The 20,434-nt window shown below is 66.9% G+C and carries 17 protein-coding genes, 2 tRNA genes and 1 pseudogene; 8 read left to right on the plus strand and 12 right to left on the minus strand.

The window, feature by feature from the left end:
- Window positions 1-72: 72 nt before the first annotated feature.
- The 3 genes from cofC to A5747_RS15990 all read left to right on the plus strand — a co-directional run bounded on the left by cofC (window position 73) and on the right by A5747_RS15990 (window position 4,050).
- The gene (gene cofC, locus A5747_RS15980; protein ID WP_076125888.1) at window positions 73-735 is read left to right on the plus strand and encodes a 2-phospho-L-lactate guanylyltransferase; all 663 of its coding nucleotides are present in this window, start codon (window positions 73-75) and stop codon (window positions 733-735) included.
- A 99-nt stretch (window positions 736-834) separates the two neighbouring features.
- Window positions 835-3,036 carry an RNA degradosome polyphosphate kinase gene (locus A5747_RS15985; RefSeq protein WP_076125891.1) on the plus strand — a complete coding sequence of 734 codons (2,202 nt, stop codon included), beginning with the start codon at window positions 835-837 and terminating at the stop codon, window positions 3,034-3,036.
- 72 nt (window positions 3,037-3,108) lie between these two features.
- The gene (locus A5747_RS15990; RefSeq protein ID WP_076126011.1) at window positions 3,109-4,050 is read left to right on the plus strand and encodes a bifunctional NUDIX hydrolase/histidine phosphatase family protein; all 942 of its coding nucleotides are present in this window, start codon (window positions 3,109-3,111) and stop codon (window positions 4,048-4,050) included.
- A 69-nt stretch (window positions 4,051-4,119) separates the two neighbouring features.
- Here A5747_RS15990 and A5747_RS15995 read toward each other — a convergent pair whose 3' ends face one another.
- The 3 genes from A5747_RS15995 to leuC all read right to left on the minus strand — a co-directional run bounded on the left by A5747_RS15995 (window position 4,120) and on the right by leuC (window position 6,956).
- Window positions 4,120-4,710 (minus strand): HU family DNA-binding protein, encoded by a 591-nt coding sequence (locus A5747_RS15995; RefSeq protein WP_076125894.1) that lies wholly within the window; start codon window positions 4,708-4,710, stop codon window positions 4,120-4,122.
- A 213-nt stretch (window positions 4,711-4,923) separates the two neighbouring features.
- Window positions 4,924-5,520: a 3-isopropylmalate dehydratase small subunit gene (gene leuD / locus A5747_RS16000; RefSeq protein ID WP_076125896.1), complete on the minus strand. Its 597-nt coding sequence runs from the start codon at window positions 5,518-5,520 to the stop codon at window positions 4,924-4,926.
- 23 nt (window positions 5,521-5,543) lie between these two features.
- The gene (leuC, locus tag A5747_RS16005; protein WP_076125899.1) at window positions 5,544-6,956 is read right to left on the minus strand and encodes a 3-isopropylmalate dehydratase large subunit; all 1,413 of its coding nucleotides are present in this window, start codon (window positions 6,954-6,956) and stop codon (window positions 5,544-5,546) included.
- A 63-nt stretch (window positions 6,957-7,019) separates the two neighbouring features.
- Between leuC and A5747_RS16010 the strand changes: the two genes are divergently transcribed.
- Window positions 7,020-7,721, plus strand: coding sequence for an IclR family transcriptional regulator (locus A5747_RS16010; RefSeq protein WP_076125901.1), 702 nt, complete (start codon window positions 7,020-7,022; stop codon window positions 7,719-7,721).
- Window positions 7,722-7,808: 87 nt separating this feature from the next.
- Window positions 7,809-8,321, plus strand: coding sequence for a pyridoxamine 5'-phosphate oxidase family protein (locus A5747_RS16015; RefSeq protein WP_076125904.1), 513 nt, complete (start codon window positions 7,809-7,811; stop codon window positions 8,319-8,321).
- A gap of 7 nt (window positions 8,322-8,328) precedes the next feature.
- On the opposite strand, the gene A5747_RS16020 is transcribed toward A5747_RS16015, so the two are convergent.
- The 4 genes from A5747_RS16020 to A5747_RS16035 form a co-directional block, all read right to left on the minus strand.
- Window positions 8,329-8,401: transfer RNA gene (locus A5747_RS16020), tRNA-Glu, on the minus strand.
- 72 nt (window positions 8,402-8,473) lie between these two features.
- Window positions 8,474-8,545, minus strand: a tRNA-Gln gene (locus A5747_RS16025).
- A gap of 106 nt (window positions 8,546-8,651) precedes the next feature.
- Window positions 8,652-10,124, minus strand: a complete 1,473-nt coding sequence (gene gltX, locus A5747_RS16030; protein ID WP_076125906.1) for a glutamate--tRNA ligase — start codon at window positions 10,122-10,124, stop codon at window positions 8,652-8,654.
- Complete coding sequence (locus A5747_RS16035; RefSeq protein WP_076125908.1) at window positions 10,121-10,918, minus strand: fumarylacetoacetate hydrolase family protein; 798 nt, start codon at window positions 10,916-10,918, stop codon at window positions 10,121-10,123. Before A5747_RS16035 ends, gltX begins: the two co-directional genes overlap by 4 nt.
- Window positions 10,919-10,982: 64 nt before the next feature.
- Here A5747_RS16035 and A5747_RS16040 point away from each other — a divergent pair.
- A pseudogene (locus A5747_RS16040) lies at window positions 10,983-12,053 on the plus strand (MFS transporter); the annotation flags it as partial.
- A gap of 133 nt (window positions 12,054-12,186) precedes the next feature.
- On the opposite strand, the gene A5747_RS16045 reads toward A5747_RS16040, so the two are convergent.
- Window positions 12,187-13,197 (minus strand): 3-isopropylmalate dehydrogenase, encoded by a 1,011-nt coding sequence (locus tag A5747_RS16045; protein ID WP_076125913.1) that lies wholly within the window; start codon window positions 13,195-13,197, stop codon window positions 12,187-12,189.
- On the minus strand, window positions 13,194-14,780 hold the full coding sequence (serA, locus tag A5747_RS16050) for a phosphoglycerate dehydrogenase (RefSeq protein ID WP_076125916.1): 1,587 nt from the start codon (window positions 14,778-14,780) through the stop codon (window positions 13,194-13,196). Before serA ends, A5747_RS16045 begins: the two co-directional genes overlap by 4 nt.
- Window positions 14,781-14,821: 41 nt before the next feature.
- Between serA and A5747_RS16055 the strand changes: the two genes are divergently transcribed.
- Both A5747_RS16055 and wrbA read left to right on the plus strand, forming a co-directional pair.
- Entirely contained in the window at window positions 14,822-16,249 is a 1,428-nt protein-coding gene (locus tag A5747_RS16055) for an NAD(P)/FAD-dependent oxidoreductase (protein ID WP_076125918.1), read from the plus strand.
- Window positions 16,246-16,848 carry an NAD(P)H:quinone oxidoreductase gene (gene wrbA, locus A5747_RS16060; protein ID WP_076125921.1) on the plus strand — a complete coding sequence of 201 codons (603 nt, stop codon included), beginning with the start codon at window positions 16,246-16,248 and terminating at the stop codon, window positions 16,846-16,848. Before A5747_RS16055 ends, wrbA begins: the two co-directional genes overlap by 4 nt.
- A 71-nt stretch (window positions 16,849-16,919) precedes the next feature.
- Here the strand turns inward: wrbA and ilvC are convergent, their stop codons facing one another.
- Genes ilvC through A5747_RS16075 form a run of 3 tightly spaced genes read right to left on the minus strand, consistent with a single transcriptional unit; the run spans window position 16,920 to window position 20,319 of the window.
- Window positions 16,920-17,921, minus strand: coding sequence for a ketol-acid reductoisomerase (ilvC, locus tag A5747_RS16065; RefSeq protein WP_142245615.1), 1,002 nt, complete (start codon window positions 17,919-17,921; stop codon window positions 16,920-16,922).
- Window positions 17,922-17,959: 38 nt separating this feature from the next.
- Window positions 17,960-18,469, minus strand: a complete 510-nt coding sequence (gene ilvN, locus A5747_RS16070) for an acetolactate synthase small subunit (RefSeq protein WP_076125926.1) — start codon at window positions 18,467-18,469, stop codon at window positions 17,960-17,962.
- The gene (locus tag A5747_RS16075; protein WP_076125929.1) at window positions 18,469-20,319 is read right to left on the minus strand and encodes an acetolactate synthase large subunit; all 1,851 of its coding nucleotides are present in this window, start codon (window positions 20,317-20,319) and stop codon (window positions 18,469-18,471) included. The genes ilvN and A5747_RS16075 overlap by 1 nt, the downstream gene beginning before the upstream one ends.
- Between the last annotated feature and the right edge of the window lie 115 nt (window positions 20,320-20,434).

Consider the following 20,434-nt stretch of genomic DNA (forward strand, 5'->3'; position numbering starts at 1 on the left):
CTGATCGCGTTGCCGGCGCTTCAGATTAGCCCGAGGCGGCATCGCGGGAATCGGCGCTGGCAGGATGGCCTCATGAGCGGCACACGCGCCGACGGCGCGGGCGAAAACGCAGCTGACGTTGCCCTGATCATCGCCGTCAAGCGGTTGGCCGCCGCCAAGACCAGGCTGGCCCCGGTGTTCTCGGCGCAAACCCGGGAGAGCGTGGTGCTCGCCATGTTGGTCGACACCCTGACCGCCGCGGCGGGCGTCGCATCGGTGGGCTCGATCACGGTCATCACACCCGACGACGCCGCGGCCGCGGCCGCGGCCGACCTCGGGGCGAACGTGCTGGCCGACCCGACACCCGAGGGACATGAAGACCCGCTGAACAACGCGATCGGCGCCGCCGAACGCGCGGTGGCCCGGTCGTTCTCGAATGTCGTTGTGCTGCAGGGCGATTTGCCGGCGCTGCAGACGCAAGAACTGGCCGAGGCGATCGCCGCCGCCCGGCAACATCGACGCAGCTTCGTCGCCGACCGGCTGGCGACCGGTACCGCGGCGCTGTGCGCGTTCGGTTCGTTTCTCGAGCCGCAGTTCGGGCCGGATTCCTGCGCGCGGCACCGCCGTTCGGGTGCGATCGAGTTGACCGGCGCGTGGCCAGGCCTGCGCTGCGACGTTGACACACCCGCCGACCTGGCGGCCGCACGCCACCTCGGGGTCGGCGCGGCGACAGCCCGTGCCGTCGCGCGGCACTGAGAGATGAAGTCCGATCCGGCGCGACAGCGAACCTGTCCGGCGGATGAACGACGCGCCAACGACGGATGGATGTCTGTCGGGCGCTAGCAGCACCAGCGGGTGATGCGGGATGATCGCATGGTGACCGAAACCGAAGCCGAGGCGCGCCTCGCAGAAACGGCATGGCAACCGGATGGTTCGGCGCTGGCCGCACCCCCGGCCGCGACCCCCGCAGCGATCAGCGATGCGCTGCCGGAGGACCGCTACCTCAACCGGGAACTGAGCTGGCTGGACTTCAACGCGCGCGTGCTCGCGCTGGCCGACGACAACTCGCTGCCTCTGCTGGAGCGGGCCAAATTTCTGGCGATCTTCGCTTCCAATCTCGACGAGTTCTACATGGTTCGGGTCGCCGGGCTGAAGCGCCGCGACGAGATGGGGCTGTCGGTCCGCTCGGCCGACGGTCTGACCCCGCGTGAGCAATTGGCCCGCATCGGAGAGCAGACGCAGCGAATCGCGACGCGGCACGCCCGCGTGTTCCTCGATTCGGTGCGGCCGGCCCTGGCCGAGGAAGGCATACACATCGTCACGTGGGCCGACCTGGAGCAGGCCGAGCGCGACGAACTGTCGACCTATTTCAACGAGCAGGTCTTCCCCGTACTGACACCGTTGGCCGTCGATCCCGCCCACCCGTTCCCGTTCGTGAGCGGACTGAGCCTGAATCTGGCGGTCACGGTGAAGCAACCCGAAGACGGCGGTCAGCACTTCGCGCGAGTCAAGGTGCCCGACAACGTCGATCGCTTCGTCGAACTCGGCAACCGCGAACCGGCCCGAGAGGGCTCCGGCGAAGCGCACGCCATGATCCGGTACCTGCCGATGGAAGAGCTGATCGCGGCCTTTCTTCCGGTGCTGTTCCCAGGCATGGACGTCGTCGAACATCACGCCTTCCGCATTACCCGCAACGCCGACTTCGAAGTCGAAGAGGATCGCGACGAAGATCTGCTGCAAGCGCTGGAGCGGGAATTGGCGCGGCGAAGATTCGGTTCTCCGGTGCGACTCGAGATCGCCGACGACATGACCGAGGGCATGCTGGAGCTGCTGCTGCGGGAACTCGACGTGAATCCCAGTGACGTCATCGAAGTGCCCGGGCTACTCGATCTTTCGTCGCTGTGGCAGATCTACGGACTGGACCGCCCGGCGCTCAAAGACCCGGCATTCGTTCCGGCCACCCACCCCGCCTTCGCCGACCGGGAAACCCCCAAGAGCATCTTCGCGACGCTGCGCGAAGGCGATGTGCTGGTGCATCATCCGTACGACTCGTTCTCCACCAGCGTGCAGCGATTCATCGAGCAGGCCGCCGCGGATCCCAACGTGCTGGCGATCAAACAGACGCTGTACCGCACATCGGGTGATTCGCCGATCGTCCGGGCGTTGATCGACGCCGCCGAGGCCGGCAAGCAGGCGGTGGCGCTCGTCGAGATCAAGGCACGCTTCGACGAACAGGCCAACATCCGCTGGGCGCGCGAACTCGAGCAGGCGGGTGTGCACGTGGTCTACGGGCTCGTCGGCCTCAAGACACACTGCAAGACTTGCCTGGTGGTACGTCGCGAGGGTTCGACGATCCGGCGGTACTGCCACATCGGGACGGGCAACTACAACAGCAAGACGGCGCGGCTGTATGAGGATGTCGGGCTGCTCACGGCGGCGCCCGATATCGGGGCCGACCTCACCGACCTGTTCAATTCGCTGACCGGCTACTCCCGAAAAGTGTCCTACCGCAACCTGTTGGTGGCGCCGGACGGCATCCGCACCGGCATCATCGAACGCGTCGAGCGTGAGATTGCGGCGCACCGTGAAAACGGCGGGGGGCGGATCCGGCTCAAGATGAACGCTCTGGTCGACGAGCAGGTGATCGACGCGTTGTATCGCGCGTCGCGGGCGGGCGTGCGGGTCGAAGTGGTGGTGCGCGGCATCTGCGCTCTGCGCCCGGAAACGGAAGGCTTCTCGGAGAACATTTCGGTCCGCTCGATTCTCGGCCGGTTCCTGGAGCACTCGCGGATCATCCATTTCGATCGCATCAACGAGTACTGGATCGGCAGCGCCGACATGATGCACCGCAATCTCGATCGCCGAGTCGAGGTGCTGGTTCAGGTCAAAGACCCAAGGCTCACCGCATATCTGGACGACTTGTTCGAGTCCGCGCTGGACCCGTCCACTCGGTGCTGGGAGCTCGGGTCTGACGGGCAGTGGACCGCGTCGCCTCAGGATGGTCAGAGCGTGCGCGACCATCAGGTATCGCTGATGGAGCTGCACCGTAGCGCCTGATGCCGTGTGCTACGTTTCGAGGTCACGCCCACGGCCGGAGCGACCCAGGCCGAATTAACCTGCAGGAGTGAGGTGTCCGACCAGAACTCGTCCTCCGGCCGGCGTTCGGGGAGCCGGCTCGTGTACGCCGCCGGCGCGGTGTTGTGGCGGCCTGGGACCTTCGATTCGGAAAACCCGGAGATCGCCGTCATTCACCGCCCCCGCTATGACGACTGGTCGCTGCCCAAGGGCAAAGTGGATCCCGGCGAGACCGCGCCTGTGGCCGCGGCGCGCGAAGTGTTGGAGGAGACCGGGCACCACTGCGTCCTGGGCAGGCGCCTTCCCGCCGTGAGTTACCCGATCGAGCAGGGCGTGAAAAAGGTGTACTACTGGGCGGCGCGCGCGTCCGATGGGGAATTCAGCGCGGGCAGCGAGGTCGACGAGCTGATCTGGCTGCCGCTCCGTGACGCGATGAAGAAACTGGACTACGTACACGATCGAAAAGTATTGCGCCGCTTTGCAAAACAGCCGGCAGATACGAAGACCGTGTTGGTGGTCCGCCACGGCACCGCCGGCCGCAAATCCCGGTTCTCCGGGGACGACACCAAGCGGCCGCTGGACAAAAGGGGACGCGCGCAGGCTGAGGCGCTGGTCCCACAGCTGATGGTCTTCGGCGCCACCGACGTCTACGCGGCCGACCGGCTCCGCTGCCACCAGACGGTGGAACCGCTCGCGGAGGAACTCGGTGTGACGATCCGCAACGAGCCCACCCTCACCGAAGAGTCGTACGCCAAGAACCCCAAACGCGGCCGGCACCGGGTGATGGATATCGCCGCGCAGGACGGCACACCGGTGATCTGCACGCAGGGCAAGGTGATTCCGGACTTGATCGCATGGTGGTGCGAACGCGACGGCGTGCGCCCTGACAAGTCCCGCAACCACAAGGGCAGTACGTGGGTGCTGTCGCTGGCGGCGGGCCGGCTAGTGGCGGCCAACCACATCGGCGGCTCGCTGGCCGCCAACGTACGGGCCTAAACACGCGAATACCCTTTGGGGGCACCGCTGCCCCCAAAGGGTATCTGCGTCTGGAATTCGGGTTAGTGCTTAGCGACGGCCGCGGCGCGCGGTCGCCTTCTTGGCCGGAGCTCTCTTCGCAGCCTTCTTGGCGGGAGCCCTCTTGGTCGCCTTCTTAGCCGGCGTCCTCTTGGTCGCGGCCTTCTTGGCCGGTGCCCTCTTGGTCGCCTTCTTAGCCGGCGCGCGCTTGGTCGCGGCCTTCTTGGCCGGAGCCTTCTTGGCGGCCTTCTTGGCCGGAGACTTCTTGGCGGCGGCCTTCTTGGCCGGAGCCTTCTTGGCAGCCTTCTTGGCTGCACCGCCCACAACACCACGCTTCACTGCAGGTCCTTCCGACGGGAGGCGCTGTGCGCCAGAGACAACCGCTTTGAATTGGGCACCCGGACGAAACGCCGGGACAGACGTCGGCTTCACTTTCACCGTCTCGCCGGTGCGCGGATTGCGGGCCACGCGCGCTGCGCGGCGGCGCTGCTCGAACACACCGAAGCCGGTAATAGTTACGCTGTCGCCCTTGTGCACCGCGCGCACAATGGTGTCGACAACATTCTCGACAGCAGCGGTCGCTTGCCGACGGTCCGAGCCCAATTTCTGCGTGAGCACGTCAATGAGCTCTGCTTTGTTCATCCAAAATCCTCCGAAGCCAGTGGTCCTCGTTTCGAACCAACTAGCGAACACGGTAAACCCTCACCTGGCAAATTGCCAAGCGCCACGCGCAATTTCAAGACGCGATGATCGGAATTTTCGCAATCCGGTTGCCGCCCTTGACCGGTGGCGCAGCCCGAATTCGACCCGCTTACTTAGCCGAGCGAGACGAAATTTCGCCCGGGTCAACCCGCATCAGGACCCGGGTAGAGTACGCGGTTTCCACTCTGGACGAGCCGCCTCAAACGATTCGATGTCACGGAGTTTTCGCAGCGTAAGGGCTATATCGTCAAGACCCTCGAGCAATCGCCACGCAGTGTGATCGTCAATCTTGAACGGCAGCACCGCCGTTCCCGCGGTGATATTTCGATCTTGAAGATTGGCAGTGATTTCCAAGCCCGGACTCTGCTCGATGAGCTTCCAAAGAAGTTCGACGCCGTCCTGGCCGACTTCTGCCGCGAGCAGCCCCGCCTTGCCCGCGTTGCCACGGAAAATGTCACCGAATCGAGACGAGATGACCACCCGGAACCCATAGTCCATGAGCGCCCACACCGCATGCTCACGCGACGAGCCGGTGCCGAAATCGGGGCCAGCCACCAGAACCGAGCCGCGGTCAAAGGGGCTGAGGTTTAGGACGAATGAGGGATCCGAGCGCCACGTCGCGAACAAGCCGTCCTCGAAACCGGTTCGGGTGACGCGCTTCAAATACACCGCGGGAATGATCTGGTCGGTGTCCACATTGGAGCGCCGCAGTGGCACTCCGATACCGGTGTGGGTGTGAAAGGCTTCCATGCTCATCCTCTATCGAAGTTGAATCAGTTCAAGTCGGCCGGCGAGGACAGCGTGCCGCGCACCGCGGTAGCCGCAGCAACGACCGGCGACACCAAATGCGTGCGACCGCCTTTGCCCTGCCGCCCTTCGAAGTTGCGGTTCGACGTCGCCGCGCAGCGTTCCCCCGGCGCAAGCTGATCGGGGTTCATGCCCAAGCACATCGAGCAACCCGCCTGCCGCCACTCCGCACCCGCGGCGGTGAATATCTCGCCGAGTCCCTCGGCTTCGGCCTGGGCGCGCACCCGCATCGAGCCCGGAACAACCAGCATCCGCACGCCCGAGGCCACCTTGCGGCCGCGCAACACCTCGGCCACCGCCCGCAGATCTTCGATGCGACCGTTGGTGCACGAGCCGACGAACACGGCGTCGACGGCGATTTCGCGCATCGGCACCCCGGGTCGAAGGTCCATGTACGCCAAGGCTTTCTCGGCGGCCTGCCGCTCGCCCTCGTCGGCCATCAGGTCGGGGTCCGGGACGTTCGCGGCCAACGGGACGCCCTGTCCGGGGTTTGTTCCCCACGTGACAAATGGGCTCAACGACGTCGCGTCGAGATAGACCTCGGTGTCGAAGGACGCGCCGGGGTCGGTGCGCAGCTGCTGCCAATAGGAGAGCGCGGCGTCCCATTGCGCGCCGCGCGGCGCGTGTGGACGATCGCGCAGAAACTCGTATGTGGTTTCGTCCGGCGCCACCATGCCCGCCCGGGCACCCGCTTCGATACTCATATTGCAGATCGTCATCCGGCCTTCCATGGACAGCGACTCGATGGCGCTGCCGCGATATTCGATGACGTGACCCTGTCCGCCGCCCGTGCCGATCTTTGCGATCAACGCCAAAATGATGTCCTTGGCGGTGACACCGGCCGGCAATTGCCCGTCGACATTGACCGCCATTGTCTTGAATGGCCGAAGCGGCAACGTCTGCGTAGCCAGTACATGTTCGACCTCCGATGTTCCGATGCCCATCGCCAGCGCGCCGAAAGCGCCATGAGTAGAGGTGTGGCTATCGCCGCAGACCACCGTCATTCCCGGCTGAGTCAGCCCCAATTGCGGCCCGACGACGTGGACGATGCCCTGCTCGATATCCCCCATCGGATGCAGCCGCACGCCGAATTCGGCACAGTTTCGCCGCAACGTCTCGACCTGGGTGCGCGAGATCGGGTCGGCGATCGGCTTGTCGATGTCGATGGTGGGCACGTTGTGATCCTCGGTCGCCAGCGTCAGGTCGGGGCGGCGCACCGGGCGGCCGGCCAGGCGCAGCCCGTCGAACGCCTGCGGGCTGGTGACCTCGTGCACCAGATGAAGGTCGATGTAGATCAGGTCGGGCCCGGAGCCCTCACCCGACGCCACAACGTGGTCGTCCCAAACCTTTTCGGCCAGTGTGCGCGGCATGCCTGCCATCTTCGATCGCCTCGATTCGTCCAGAACTGGCTGTCTCATAATGCGAGACGCTAGTATCTCCTTATGAGACAGGATAGCGGAATCGGCGTCCTCGACAAAAGCGTGGGGCTGCTGCACACCATCGCGGAATCTCCCTGCGGGTTGGCCGAGCTGTGTGAGCGGAGCGGGTTGCCCCGCGCGACCGCCTACCGGTTGGCCGCCGCACTCGAAGTCCATCGCCTGCTGGCACGCGACGACGAAGGGCGCTGGCGGCTGGGTCCCGCGCTTACCGAACTCGCGGCCCACGTCAACGATCCGCTGCTGGCCGCCGGCGCGACGGTGCTCCCGCAATTGCGCGAGACCACCGGGGAGAGCGTGCAGCTGTACCGCCGCGAGGGCACCTCGCGGGTCTGTGTCGCGGCGCTGGAACCGGCTGCGGGCCTTCGCGATACGGTCCCGGTCGGCGCCCGCCTGCCGATGACCGCGGGCTCGGGGGCCAAAGTGCTGCTGGCCTATAGCGACGCCGCCACCCAGAAAGCGGTGCTACCGGCGGCGAAATTCACCGACCGGGCGCTGGCCGAAGTGCGCCGGCGCGGTTGGGCACAAAGCGTGGCCGAACGTGAGCCCGGTGTCGCCAGCGTCTCGGCGCCGGTGCGCGACGGCCGCGGCATCGTCGTCGCCGCCATCTCGGTGTCCGGGCCCATCGACCGAATCGGGCGCCGGCCCGGAGCGCGGTGGGCCGCCGATCTGTTGTCCGCGGCCGAAGCGCTGACTCGTCGTCTGTGATTCGAATCGATTGTGCGTTCAGGGCGGCGAGTGTGCGTTCAGGGCGCCCTCAGCGCGCGCCCAAAAACGACCTGACAGACTGACGCCATGGGAACCAATCAGCGCGCGAGCATCGTCATGTCGGAGGACGAGATCGCCGATTTCGTCGTCAAGAGCCGCACCGGAACATTGGCCACCGTCGGCCCCGACGGCCAGCCGCATTTGACCGCCATGTGGTACGCCGTGGTCGACGGCGAAATCTGGCTGGAGACCAAGGCCAAGTCGCAGAAGGCCGTCAACCTCAAACGGGATCCGCGGGTGAGCTTTTTGATCGAGGGCGGCGACACCTACGACACGCTGCGCGGCGTGTCCTTCGAAGGCGTCGCCGAGATCGTTGACGATCCCGACGTCTCGCACCGCGTCGGCGTCAGCGTGTTCGAGCGCTACACCGGCCCCTACAGCGACGACATGAAGCCCTTCGTCGAGCAGATGATGAACAAGCGGGTCTGCGTGCGCATCGTGGCGGCACGTTCGCGTTCGTGGGATCACCGCAAGCTCGGTTTGCCGCCGATGCCGGTGGGCGGATCGACCGCACCAGCGGTCGTGGGGACCGGCCAGTAAGAATTTGTAGCCCCGATGGGATTCGAACCCACGCTACCGCCGTGAGAGGGCGGCGTCCTAGGCCGCTAGACGACGGGGCCTGAACCGATCCGAGCTGTCAGCATAGCTCACCCGCATATGCCCACCTAATCGCTTGTGGTGGCCGGATTTTGCTGGGGTACCAGGACTCGAACCTAGAATGGCTGAACCAGAATCAGCTGTGTTGCCAATTACACCATACCCCATTGGCTGCCTAAAGCCGCAGGTCAAAGCGCATTTTGCGGACTTAAGTGCCCGTGCGTGCGCGGCTGCCAGCGACCTTTGTAAACCGCAGTGCAGAGTACCAAAAACTTAGAGCGCGCCAGCGCGGGCGGCCCGCAGCCGGCGCAGGCTGCGCTCGCGACCGAGCAGCTCCAGTGATTCAAATAACGGCGGGCTGATCGTCGTCCCGGTAGCGGCGACGCGGATCGGGCCGAATGCTTTGCGCGGTTTGAGCGCCAGTCCCTCGATCAGCGCGGCCTTGAGGGCGTCCTCGATCCGCGCAGTCGTCCACTCCGTCACGCCGTCCAGCGCGGCCAGCGCCGCGTCGAGCACCGCGGCACCTGCCGCACCGAGTTCTTTGGCGGCGGCCTTGGGATCGATCGCGTACTCGTCGTCGTTGAGGAACTTCAGCAAGTCCCATGCGTCCGCGAGCACCACGATGCGGGTCTGCACCAGCTCGGCGGCGGTGGCGAACGAGGCGTCATCCAAGTCGAGGCGATGGCCGTGTGCGTTGAAGTACTCGCGCAGCCTGCCGGCGAAGTCGTCGGCGGTGAGCATCCGGATGTGCTCGGCGTTGAGCGCGTCGGCCTTCTTCTGGTCGAATCGGGCCGGATTCGAGTTGACGTCCACCACGTCGAAGGCGGCCACCATTTCGTCGAGGCTGAACAGGTCGTGATCGTCGGCGATCGCCCAGCCCAGCAACGCAAGATAATTCAGCAACCCTTCGGGAATGAAACCCCGGTCGCGGTGGGCGAACAGATTCGACTGCGGGTCGCGCTTGGAGAGCTTCTTGGTTCCCTCCCCCAATACCGTTGGCAGGTGGGCGAATTGCGGGATCCGCTCGGCGACCCCGATCCGGATCAGCGCCTGATACAACGCAATCTGACGCGGAGTCGACGGCAGCAGGTCCTCGCCACGCAGCACGTGCGTGATCTTCATCAGCGCGTCGTCGCACGGGTTGACCAAGGTGTACAACGGATCTCCGCTAGCCCGCGTCAACGCGAAGTCGGGCACGGTGCCAGCCGCAAAGGTGGTGGGCCCGCGCACCAGGTCGTGCCAGTGCAGATCCTCGTCGGGCATTCGCAGCCGTACCACCGGCTGGCGTCCCTCGGCGAGAAACGCGGCCCGCTGGGGATCGGTCAGCTGTCGGTCGAAGTTGTCGTAGCCCAGCTTCGGGTTGCGGCCGGCGGCGATGTGGCGGGCCTCCACCTCCTCCGGCGTCGAAAAGGCATGGTAGGCCTCCCCCGCCGCGAGCAGCTTGGCCACTACCTCTTGGTAGATGTCGCCGCGCTGCGACTGCCTATAAGGGCCGTAGGGGCCGCCGACCTCGGGCCCCTCGTCCCAGTCGAGGCCGAGCCAGCGCAGGGCGTCGAGCAGCGCCAGGTAGCTCTCCTCGGTGTCGCGCGCGGCGTCGGTGTCCTCGATGCGAAAAACGAAGGTACCGCCGGTGTGCCGCGCATAGGCCCAGTTGAACAGCGCGGTGCGCACCATCCCCACGTGCGGCGTGCCGGTGGGCGACGGGCAGAACCGGACTCGTACTTTGGCTGCTTCGGGGGAAGTCAAGACTTTCCTTTGCGGACTACGGGATTGGCGAGGCTGCCGATTCCCTCGATGCTGATGGAGACGACGTCACCGTCCTCGATGGGGCCGACACCCGCCGGTGTCCCGGTGAGGATGAGGTCGCCGGGCAGCAGGGTCATCACGGCCGAGATCCATTCCACGATGGCGCCGACGTCGTGGATCATCGACGAGGTTCGGGTGTGTTGCTTGACGTCGCCGTTGACCTCGGTGCGCAACTCGAGATCGGCCGGATCGACGTCGGTGACGATCCAGGGGCCGACCGGGCAGAAGGTGTCGTGGCCCTTGGCCCGCGTCCACTGCCCGTCGGCCTGTTGTTGGTCGCGCGCCGACACATCGTTGGCGATGGTGTAGCCGAGGATGTTGGCGGCGGCCTGGGCGGCCGGGACGTCCTTGCACGGGCGGCCGATCACCGCCGCCAGCTCTCCCTCGAAGTGCACCGGTGATGCGTTGGCGGGCAACCGAATCGGCACGTTGGGTCCGATGATGGCGGTGTTGGGCTTGAGGAATATCACCGGATCCGCCGGCACCGGGCCCGTTTGGCCACCCATCTCCGCGATGTGATCGGCGTAGTTCTTCCCGACGCAGACCACCTTGCCGGCCAGCATGGGCGCCAGCAGCCGGATGTCGGCCAGCGGCCAGGATCGGCCGGTGAACGTCGGCGTGCCGAACGGGTGCTCGGCGATCTCGCGGGCCGTCATCCCGCCGGGATCGTCCAGGGAACCCTCGATGCTGACGAAGGCGACGCCGTCCGGGCTGGCGATTCGACCAAGGCGCATTCGCACGAGCCTAGTAATCGCCGATCACGCCTGCCTCAGCCGGGCATCGTGCGAGCATGGGCGGATGCCGTCGGACCCGAAAGAGGCGGGCCAACTCAGCACCGGGGCGCGCTGGTCGATCGTGGTCGTCTCCCTGTGGGTAACGGCAAGTTCTTTTCTCTTCATCAACGGCGTCGCATTCCTGATCCCCTCGCTGCAGGCCTTGCGCGGCATTTCACTGCCCGAAGCCGGTCTGCTGTCGTCGATGCCCAGCTGGGGCATGGTCACCACGCTTATCCTCTGGGGCTACGTGCTGGATCGCATCGGCGAGCGGATCGTGATGACCGCTGGTTCGGCACTCACCGCGGCGGCGGCATACGCTGCGGCGTCGGTGCATTCGATGGTGTGGGTCGGTGTGTATCTGTTCCTCGGCGGCATGGCCGCGGCGAGTTGCAACACCGCCGGCGGCCGGCTGGTGTCCGGCTGGTTTCCGCCGCAGCAGCGCGGCCTGGCGATGGGGATCCGCCAGACCGCGCAACCGCTCGGAATCGCCTTCGGCGCACTGGTGATACCCGAACTGGGTGAACACAGCATTCGCGCGGGGCTGATGTTGCCCGCGTTGGTGTGCGCGGTAGCCGCCGTGGCCAGCCTGATCGGAGTCGCGAATCCACCGGGGAAGTCCCGCAAGACGGCCACCGTGGCCGAACTGGCCAGCCCGTACCGGGGGTCGTTAGTGCTCTGGCGAATTCACGCGGTGGCGGGCCTGCTGATGATGCCGCAGACCGTGACCGTAACGTTCATGCTGGTGTGGCTGATGAACCACCACGGCTGGTCGATCGGGGCCGCCGGGGTTTTGGTGACGCTCGCGCAGCTGCTCGGCGCGCTGGGCCGCGTCGGCGTCGGGCGGTGGTCGGACCGGGTCGGCTCGCGGATGTGGCCGGTCCGCATCATCGCCGCCGCCGCGGCGCTGACCCTGTTCCTGCTGGCGCTGAGCGACCGGGTGAATTCGCGATTCGACGTGCCGCTCATGATCGCCATCTCGGTGATCGCGGTGCTCGACAACGGTTTGGAGGCAACCGCGATCACCGAATTCGCCGGTGCGTTCTGGAGCGGGCGGGCGCTGGGTGTGCAGAACACCACTCAACGGCTGATGGCCGCCGCGGGGCCGCCGCTATTCGGCGCATTGATCGCGGCGGAGAAATATCCGTCCGCCTGGGCCTGGTGCGGGTTGTTTCCCTTGCTGGCGGTCCCGTTGGTGCCGACCCGGCTGCTGCCACCGGGTTTGGAAACTACAGCGCGGCTGCGATCCGTTCGCCGACTTCGCTGGTGGCGAGCCGTTCGTTCGGGCGGTTCGACAGATAGGTCGCGACGGCCCGGTCCACCCGGGCGGCGGCGTCGTCCTGACCGAGGTGGGCAAGCAGCAGCGCCACCGACATGATCGCCGCCGTCGGATCCGCGATGCCCTGACCGGCGATGTCGGGCGCGCTGCCGTGCACGGGCTCGAACATCGACGGATTGGTCCGGGTGGCATCGATATTTCCACTGGCGGCCAAGCCAATTCCGCCGCACACCGCCGCGGCCAAGTCGGTGATGATGTCGCCGAACAGGTTGTCGGTGACGATCACGTCGAAGCGCCCCGGGTCGGTGACCAGGAAGATGGTGGCGGCGTCGACGTGCTGATAGGCGACCTCGACGCCGGGATAGTCTTCGCCAACCTCCGCCACGATCCGCGTCCAAAGCTTCCCGGCGAAGGTGAGTACGTTGTTCTTGTGCACCAGCGTTAGATGCTTGCGACGCCGCTGCGCGCGCTCGAACGCGTCGGCCACCACGCGGCGCACACCGAACGCGGTGTTGACGCTGACCTCGGTGGCCACCTCCTGCGGCGTGCCCACCCGGATCGCGCCACCGGTGCCGGTGTAGGGCCCTTCAGTGCCCTCGCGCACCACCACGAAGTCGATGTCGGGGTTTCCGGCCAGCGGACCGCTCACCCCCGGATACAGCCGGGCCGGTCGCAGGTTGACGTGATGATCCAGCTCAAAACGCAAGCGCAACAACAGGCCTCGCTCCAGCACGCCACTGGGCACCGACGGATCACCGACCGCGCCGAGCAGGATGGCGTCATGCTGGCGCAGCTCGGCGAGCACCGAGTCCGGCAGTAGCTCACCGGTGGCGTGGAAGCGGCGGGCGCCCAGGTCGTAGTCGGTCCGCTGCACGCCCGGCACGACCGCGTCGAGGACTTTGAGGGCCTCGGCCACCACCTCGGGGCCGATCCCGTCGCCGCCGATCACCGCCAGTTTCACGACAGGTCAACCACTTCGAGCTTGTTGGCCCCCACCGCCGTCGAGATCTCCGACCGGACGGCGTCGGGCACGTCTTGGTCGAGCCGCAACAGGATCGTCGCGCTCGGACCCTCGGCGTCCTCGGACAGTTGCGCGGCTTGGATATTCACCCCGGCCGCACCCAGCAGGGTGCCGATCTTGCCCAATGCGCCCGGCTGGTCGATGTAGTTGATCACCAGGTTCGTACCCTGGGCGCGCAGATCGAAGTTGCGCCCGTTGATCTGGACGATCTTCTCGACCAACTGCGGACCGGAAAGCGTGCCCGCCACGTTGACGCACGAGCCATCGTGGGCGAGCGCCCGCACATCGACCACGCTGCGATGGTTGGGGCTTTCCGACGCGGTGGTGAGCTCGGCGGTGACGCCGCGTTCGGCGGCCAGCGCCGGCGCGTTGACGAACGTGACCGGATCCTCGATGACCGCCGAGAACAGACCGCGCAATGCCGAAAGGCGCAGCACCTCAACGTCTTCGGAAGCCAGCTCGCCGCGCACCTCCACGACCAACGACGCCGGCAGGCCGTCGGACAGGGCGGCGGCCAGCACTCCGAGCTTGCGCACCAGGTCCAGCCAGGGCGCCACCTCCTCGTTGACCACTCCGCCGCCCACGTTGACCGCGTCGGGGACGAACTCCCCCGCCAGCGCCAGCCGCACGCTTTCGGCCACGTCGGTTCCGGCCCGGTCCTGGGCCTCGGCAGTGGAGGCGCCCAGGTGCGGTGTGACCACCACCTGCGGCAGCTCGAACAGCGGGCTGTCGGTGCAGGGTTCGCTGGAGAACACGTCGAGGCCGGCGGCGCGCACATGGCCACTGCTCACCGCGTCGGCCAGCGCCGCCTCGTCGACCAGCCCACCGCGGGCGGCGTTGACGATGATGACGCCCGGCTTCGTCTTAGCCAGCGCCTCCTTGTCGATCAGGCCGGCCGTCTCCGCCGTCTTCGGCAGGTGCACCGAGATGAAGTCGGCCCGGGTCAGCAGCTCGTCGAGGGATAGCAGCTCGATGCCGAGCTGCGCGGCGCGTGCCGGCGCCACATACGGGTCGTAGGCGACGACGTGGGTGCCGAAGGCCGCGACCCGCTGCGCGACCAACTGGCCGATCCGGCCCAGCCCGACCACCCCGACGGTCTTGCCGAAAATCTCGGTGCCCGAGAACGACGAGCGTTTCCAGGTGTGTTCGCGCAGCGAGGCATCGGCCGCCGCGATCTGGCGAGCCGCGGCCAGCAGCAGCGCCAGCGCGTGCTCGGCGGCACTGTGGATGTTCGACGTCGGCGCGTTGACGACCAGCACGCCGCGCTCGGTGGCGGCGTCGACGTCGACGTTGTCGAGCCCGACGCCGGCGCGCGCGACGATCTTGAGCTTGGGGGCCGCGGCGAGCACCTCGGCGTCGACGGTGGTGGCCGAGCGCACCAGCAGCGCGTCGGCCTCGGGCACCGCGGCCAGCAGCTTCTCCCGGTCGGGACCGTCTACCCAGCGCACCTCGACCTGGTCTCCCAGGGCGGCGACGGTCGATTGGGCGAGTTTGTCGGCGATTAACACAACAGGCAAGTTCACCCGACCAGGCTATAGGCCGGGGTCTCCGCTCTAATTGACCGGTGGACGTCACCGTCGTCGGCAGCGGGCCCAACGGGCTGACAGCGGCCGTAATCTGCGCCCGTGCGGGACTCAAAGTGCAGGTCGTCGAGGCCCAGCCGACCTTCGGCGGCGGCGCCCGCACCGCGGCCGACCCAGAATTTCCCGGAGTCCAACACGACATCTGCTCGGCGGTTCACCCGCTGGCGCTGGCGTCGCCGTTCTTCGCGGAGTTCGATCTGGCCGCCCGCGGGGTGCGGCTGGAGGTGCCCGAGATCGCGTATGCCAATCCGCTGCCGGGCCGGCCGGCGGTGATCGCCTACCGCGATCTGGAGCGCACCTGCGCCGAATTGACCGACGGCGCGTCCTGGCGGCGGCTGCTGGGCCCGTTGGTATCGGACTCGCCCGAGGTGGTCGGACTGCTGCTCGGCGACAAGCGCTCGGTGCCCCGCTCGTTACCGTCCGCGCTGCGCCTTGGGCTTCGCATGCTGGCCCAGGGCACTGTTGCGTGGGGGTCGCTGGTCGGCGAAGACGCCCGGGCCCTGTTCACCGGCGTTGCCGCTCATGTGATTTCGCGGATGCCGTCGATGGCGGCCGCCGGCGCCGGGTTGATGTTGGCGACACTCGCCCATTCGGTCGGCTGGCCGATTCCGGTGGGCGGCAGCCAGGCGATCACCGATGCGCTGATCGCCGACCTGCGCGCGCACGGCGGCGAGCTGACCGCCCGCCACGAAATCACCGGGCCGCCAAGTGGTGTCGTCGCGTTCGACACGGCACCGACCGCGCTGTTGCGCATTTACGGCGACGCGCTACCGTCCCACTACGCTAAGGCGTTGCGCCGCTATCGTTTTGGGCCGGGAGTCGCCAAGGTCGACTTCGTGCTCAGCGGCGAGATTCCGTGGACCGACGAGCGGCTGCGCCACGCGCCGACCCTGCATCTCGGCGGCACCCGCGAGCAGATGGCGCGCGCCGAAGCCGACATCGCGGCCGGACGCCACGCGCAATGGCCGATGGTGCTGGCGGCCGCGCCCCACCTCGCCGACCCCGGCCGCATCGACGGCGGCGGCCGCCGCCCGTTCTGGACCTACGCCCACGTACCCTCGGGCTCCACCGTCGACGCGACGCAGGCGGTGACCGCGGTGATCGAGCGGTTCGCACCCGGCTTCCGCGACCTCGTGCTGGCGGCCCGCGCGGTGCCCGCCGCGCGAATGACCGACCACAACGCCAACTACGTCGGCGGCGACATCGGGATGGGCGGAAACTCGGCGTGGCGCGCGATCGCCGGCCCCACACCGCGCCTGAACCCTTGGCGCACACCTATTCCCAAGGCGTATCTGTGTTCCGCGGCCACCCCGCCCGGCGGCGGCGTGCACGGCATGGCCGGTTACTACGCCGCGCGTGCCCTGCTGCGCCGCGAATTCGGCCTGGGCATGCCTAGGCTGGGGCCATGACCAAACTCGCGATCATCTATTACTCGGCCACCGGTCACGGCACCACGATGGCGCGGCGGGTCGCCGCGGCAGCCGAGGCCGCGGGCGCCGAGGTCCGGCTGCGCCACGTCGCCGAAACGCACGACCCGGAGTCGTTCGCCCAAAACCCGGCCTGGACGGCGAACTACGAAGCGACCAAGGATCTTCCCGCGGCCACCGGCGACGACATCGTGTGGGCCGACGCGGTGATCTTCGGCTCGCCGACCCGGTTCGGTTCGCCCGCAGCGCAATTGCGCGCCTTCCTCGACTCGCTGGGTGGGCTGTGGGCTGACGGCAAGTTGGCCGACAAGGTGTATGCGGCCTTCACGTCCTCGAACACCCTGCACGGCGGCCAGGAAACCACGCTGGTCGCGCTGTATTTCACGCTGATGCACTTCGGCGGCATCATCGTGCCGCCGGGATACACCGATCCGTGCAAGTTCGTCGACGGCAACCCGTATGGGGCGAGCCTGGTCTCCACCCACGACAACATCCACGAGTTCGACGACGCGACCAACAACGCGCTCGACCATCTGGCGCGCCGCGTTGTGCGTACAGCCGACCGCTTCACGGCGTCCTAAGCCGCCGAACGTGTACTCACGGCGAAAAAATCGCCAAAATCTCGCGCTCAGTGCACGTTCGGCGCCAGACGCTATGCCGTCTCGGTGATCGGGCGGTCGACCCAGCTCATCAGGTCGCGCAGCTTCTTGCCGGTCACCTCGATGGGGTGCTCGGCGTTTTCCTTGCGCAGCTGCTCGAGTTGCTTGTTGCCGCCCTCGACGTTGGCGACCAGCTTCTTGACGAAGCTGCCGTCCTGGATGTCACGCAGGATGGCGCGCATCCGCTCCTTGGTGTCGGCGTCGATGACGCGCGGACCCGACAGGTATCCGCCGAATTCCGCGGTGTCGGAGACCGAGTAGTTCATCCGGGCGATGCCACCCTCGTACATCAGGTCGACGATCAGCTTCAGCTCGTGCAGCACCTCGAAGTAGGCCATCTCCGGCGGGTAGCCCGCCTCGACCATCACGTCGAAGCCCGTCTTCACCAGTTCCTCTGTGCCACCGCACAATACGGCCTGCTCACCGAACAGGTCGGTTTCGGTCTCGTCTTTGAAGGTGGTTTTGATGACCCCGGCCCGGGTGCCGCCGATGGCCTTGGCATAGGACAGCGCCAGCGCCTGGCCGTTGCCGGTGGGGTCTTGGTCGACGGCGATCAGGCACGGCACGCCCTTGCCGTCGACGAACTGGCGGCGCACCAGGTGCCCGGGACCCTTGGGGGCGACCATCGCGATGGTGACGTCGGCGGGTGGCTTGATCAAACCGAAGTGGACGTTGAGCCCGTGGCCGAAAAACAGTGCGTCGCCGGCGTTCAGGTTGGGCTCGATCTCGTTTTTGAAGATGTCGGCCTGCGCGGTGTCGGGCGCCAGCAACATGATGACGTCGGCCCACTTGGCGACCTCGGCGGGAGTGCCGACGTCCAGGCCCTGCTCGGAACACTTGGGCCGGGACTTCGAACCCTCCTGCAGCCCGATGCGGACCTGCACGCCCGAGTCGCGCAGGCTCAGCGAGTGCGCGTGCCCCTGGCTGCCGTATCCGATGACGCCGACCTTGCGGCCCTGGATGATCGACAGGTCTGCGTCGTCGTCGTAGAACATCTCTAATGCCACTGTGAATTTTCCTTCTATTCGATGAGTTACTTGGCGGTGCCGATGCCGCGTGAACCGCGGGCCATCGAGACCATGCCGGATTGCACGATTTCACGAATGCCGAATGGTTCCAGAACCCCCAGCAGCGCCTCGAGCTTGCCGCGGTCTCCGGTGGCCTCGATGGTCAGCGCCTCCGGCGATACGTCAACCACCTTGGCGCGGAAGAGATTTACGGCCTCGATCACCTGGCTGCGGGAACCGGCGTCGGCGCGGACCTTGATCAGGGCCAGCTCCCGCGACACCGAGTTCTCCTCGTCCTGCTCGATGATCTTGATGACGTTGATCAACTTGTTGAGCTGCTTGGTGACCTGCTCGAGCGGAGTGTCCTCGCACGAGACCACGATGGTCATCCGCGACATGTCCTTCTGCTCGGTGGCGCCGACCGCCAACGACTCGATGTTGAAACCGCGCCGCGAGAACAGCGCCGCCACCCTCGCGAGCGCACCGGGCTTGTCTTCGACCAGCACCGACAACGTGTGCGTCTTAGGCGATCCCATCATGCGTGCCCTTCGCTCTCGTCATCGAACAGCGGGCGGATGCCGCGGGCCGCCTGAATCTCGTCGTTGCTGGTCCCGGCGGCCACCATCGGCCACACCTGCGCGTCGGCGCCCACGATGAAGTCGATCACCACTGGGCGGTCGGTGATCGCGCGTGCCGCGTTGATCACGTCGACGACGTCTTCTTCACGCTCGCAACGCATTCCGACGCAACCCAGCGCCTCGGCCAGCTTTACGAAGTCCGGGATGCGGTGCGAGTGCGTGGCCAGGTCGGTCTGGGAATAGCGCTCCCCGTAGAACAGGCTCTGCCACTGGCGCACCATGCCAAGGTTGCCGTTGTTGATCAGCGCCACCTTGATCGGTATGCCTTCGATCGCGCAGGTGGCCAACTCCTGGTTGGTCATCTGGAAGCATCCGTCGCCGTCGATCGCCCAGACCTCCGCCTCAGGACGCGCGATCTTGGCGCCCATGGCCGCCGGGATCGCGAAGCCCATGGTGCCCAGCCCGCCGGAATTGAGCCAGGTGCGCGGCTTTTCGTAGCGAATGAACTGCGCGGCCCACATCTGGTGCTGACCGACACCGGCGACGTAGACGGCGTCGGGGCCGGCGATCTGGCCCAGCTTCTCGATCACATACTCCGGGCCGAGGCTGCCGTCGCTCTGCGGGCCGTAGCTCAGCGGGTAGGTGGACTGGACCTCCTGCAGGTATCGCCACCAATCGGCCATGTCGATCTTGCCCGGAATCTCGTAGTGCCGCAGCATCGAGATGAGTTCGGTGATAACGGCTTTGACGTCGCCGACGATGGGCACATCGGCGTGCCGGTTCTTGCCGATCTCCGCCGGGTCGATGTCGGCGTGGATCACCTTGGCCTCGGGTGCGAACGAGGCGAGCTGTCCGGTGACCCGGTCGTCGAAGCGGGTGCCCAGTGCGATCAGCAGGTCGCTGCGTTGCAGCGCGGCCACCGCGGCGACGGTGCCGTGCATGCCGGGCATGCCCAGGTTCTGCTCGTGGCTGTCGGGGAAGGCGCCGCGCGCCATCAGCGTGGTGACGACCGGAATACCGGTCAGCTCGGCCAAATCTCGCAGCTGCTCGGTCGCCTCACCGCGGATCACACCACCGCCGACGTAGAGCACCGGTTTGGTCGCGGCGCCGATCAGCTTGGCCGCCTCCCGGATCTGCCGGCTGTGCGGTTTGGTGTTCGGCTTGTAACCGGGCAGATCCATGCGCGGCGGCCAGCTGAACGTGCACTGCCCCTGCAGCACGTCCTTGGGGATGTCGACGAGGACGGCGCCCGGGCGTCCCGAGGACGCGATGTGGAACGCCTCCGCCAGGACCCGGGGAATGTCGTCGCCGGAGCGAACGAGGAAGTTGTGCTTGGTGATCGGCATCGTGATGCCCGAGATGTCGGCCTCCTGGAAGGCGTCGGTGCCGATCAGCCCGCGACCGACCTGCCCGGTGACGGCGACCACGGGGATCGAGTCCATCTGCGCATCGGCCAGCGCGGTCACCAGGTTGGTGGCGCCGGGCCCCGAGGTGGCCATGCAGACCCCGACCCGGCCGGTGGCGTGTGCGTAACCACTGGCGGCGTGACCGGCGCCCTGCTCGTGGCGGACCAGCACGTGACGCAGCTTCTTCGAGTCGAACAGCGGGTCGTAGACGGGCAGCACCGCGCCGCCGGGGATGCCGAAGATGACGTCGACGTCGAGCTCCTCCAGCGACCGGATCACCGACTGGGCACCGGTCAGTTGCTCCGGCGCGACGCGCTTCGACTGGGCGGCTTTCGCGGCGGGTTTCGGCGCGCCGTTGGCCGCTCCCTGCGACCCGGCGTGTGGCCTCGTGGGTGCGCTCACTCTCGTCCTCTTCGTCCTTGTTGTCTGTGGGCAAGAAAAAACCCCCGTCAGCTCAGCTGCTGCACGAGGGCGTTGGTGGGAGGATCGCTTCAAACGCTGAAGTGTTAGTCAGCCA

Source organism: Mycobacterium sp. IS-836, from assembly GCF_001954275.1.
Lineage (GTDB): Bacteria > Actinomycetota > Actinomycetes > Mycobacteriales > Mycobacteriaceae > Mycobacterium.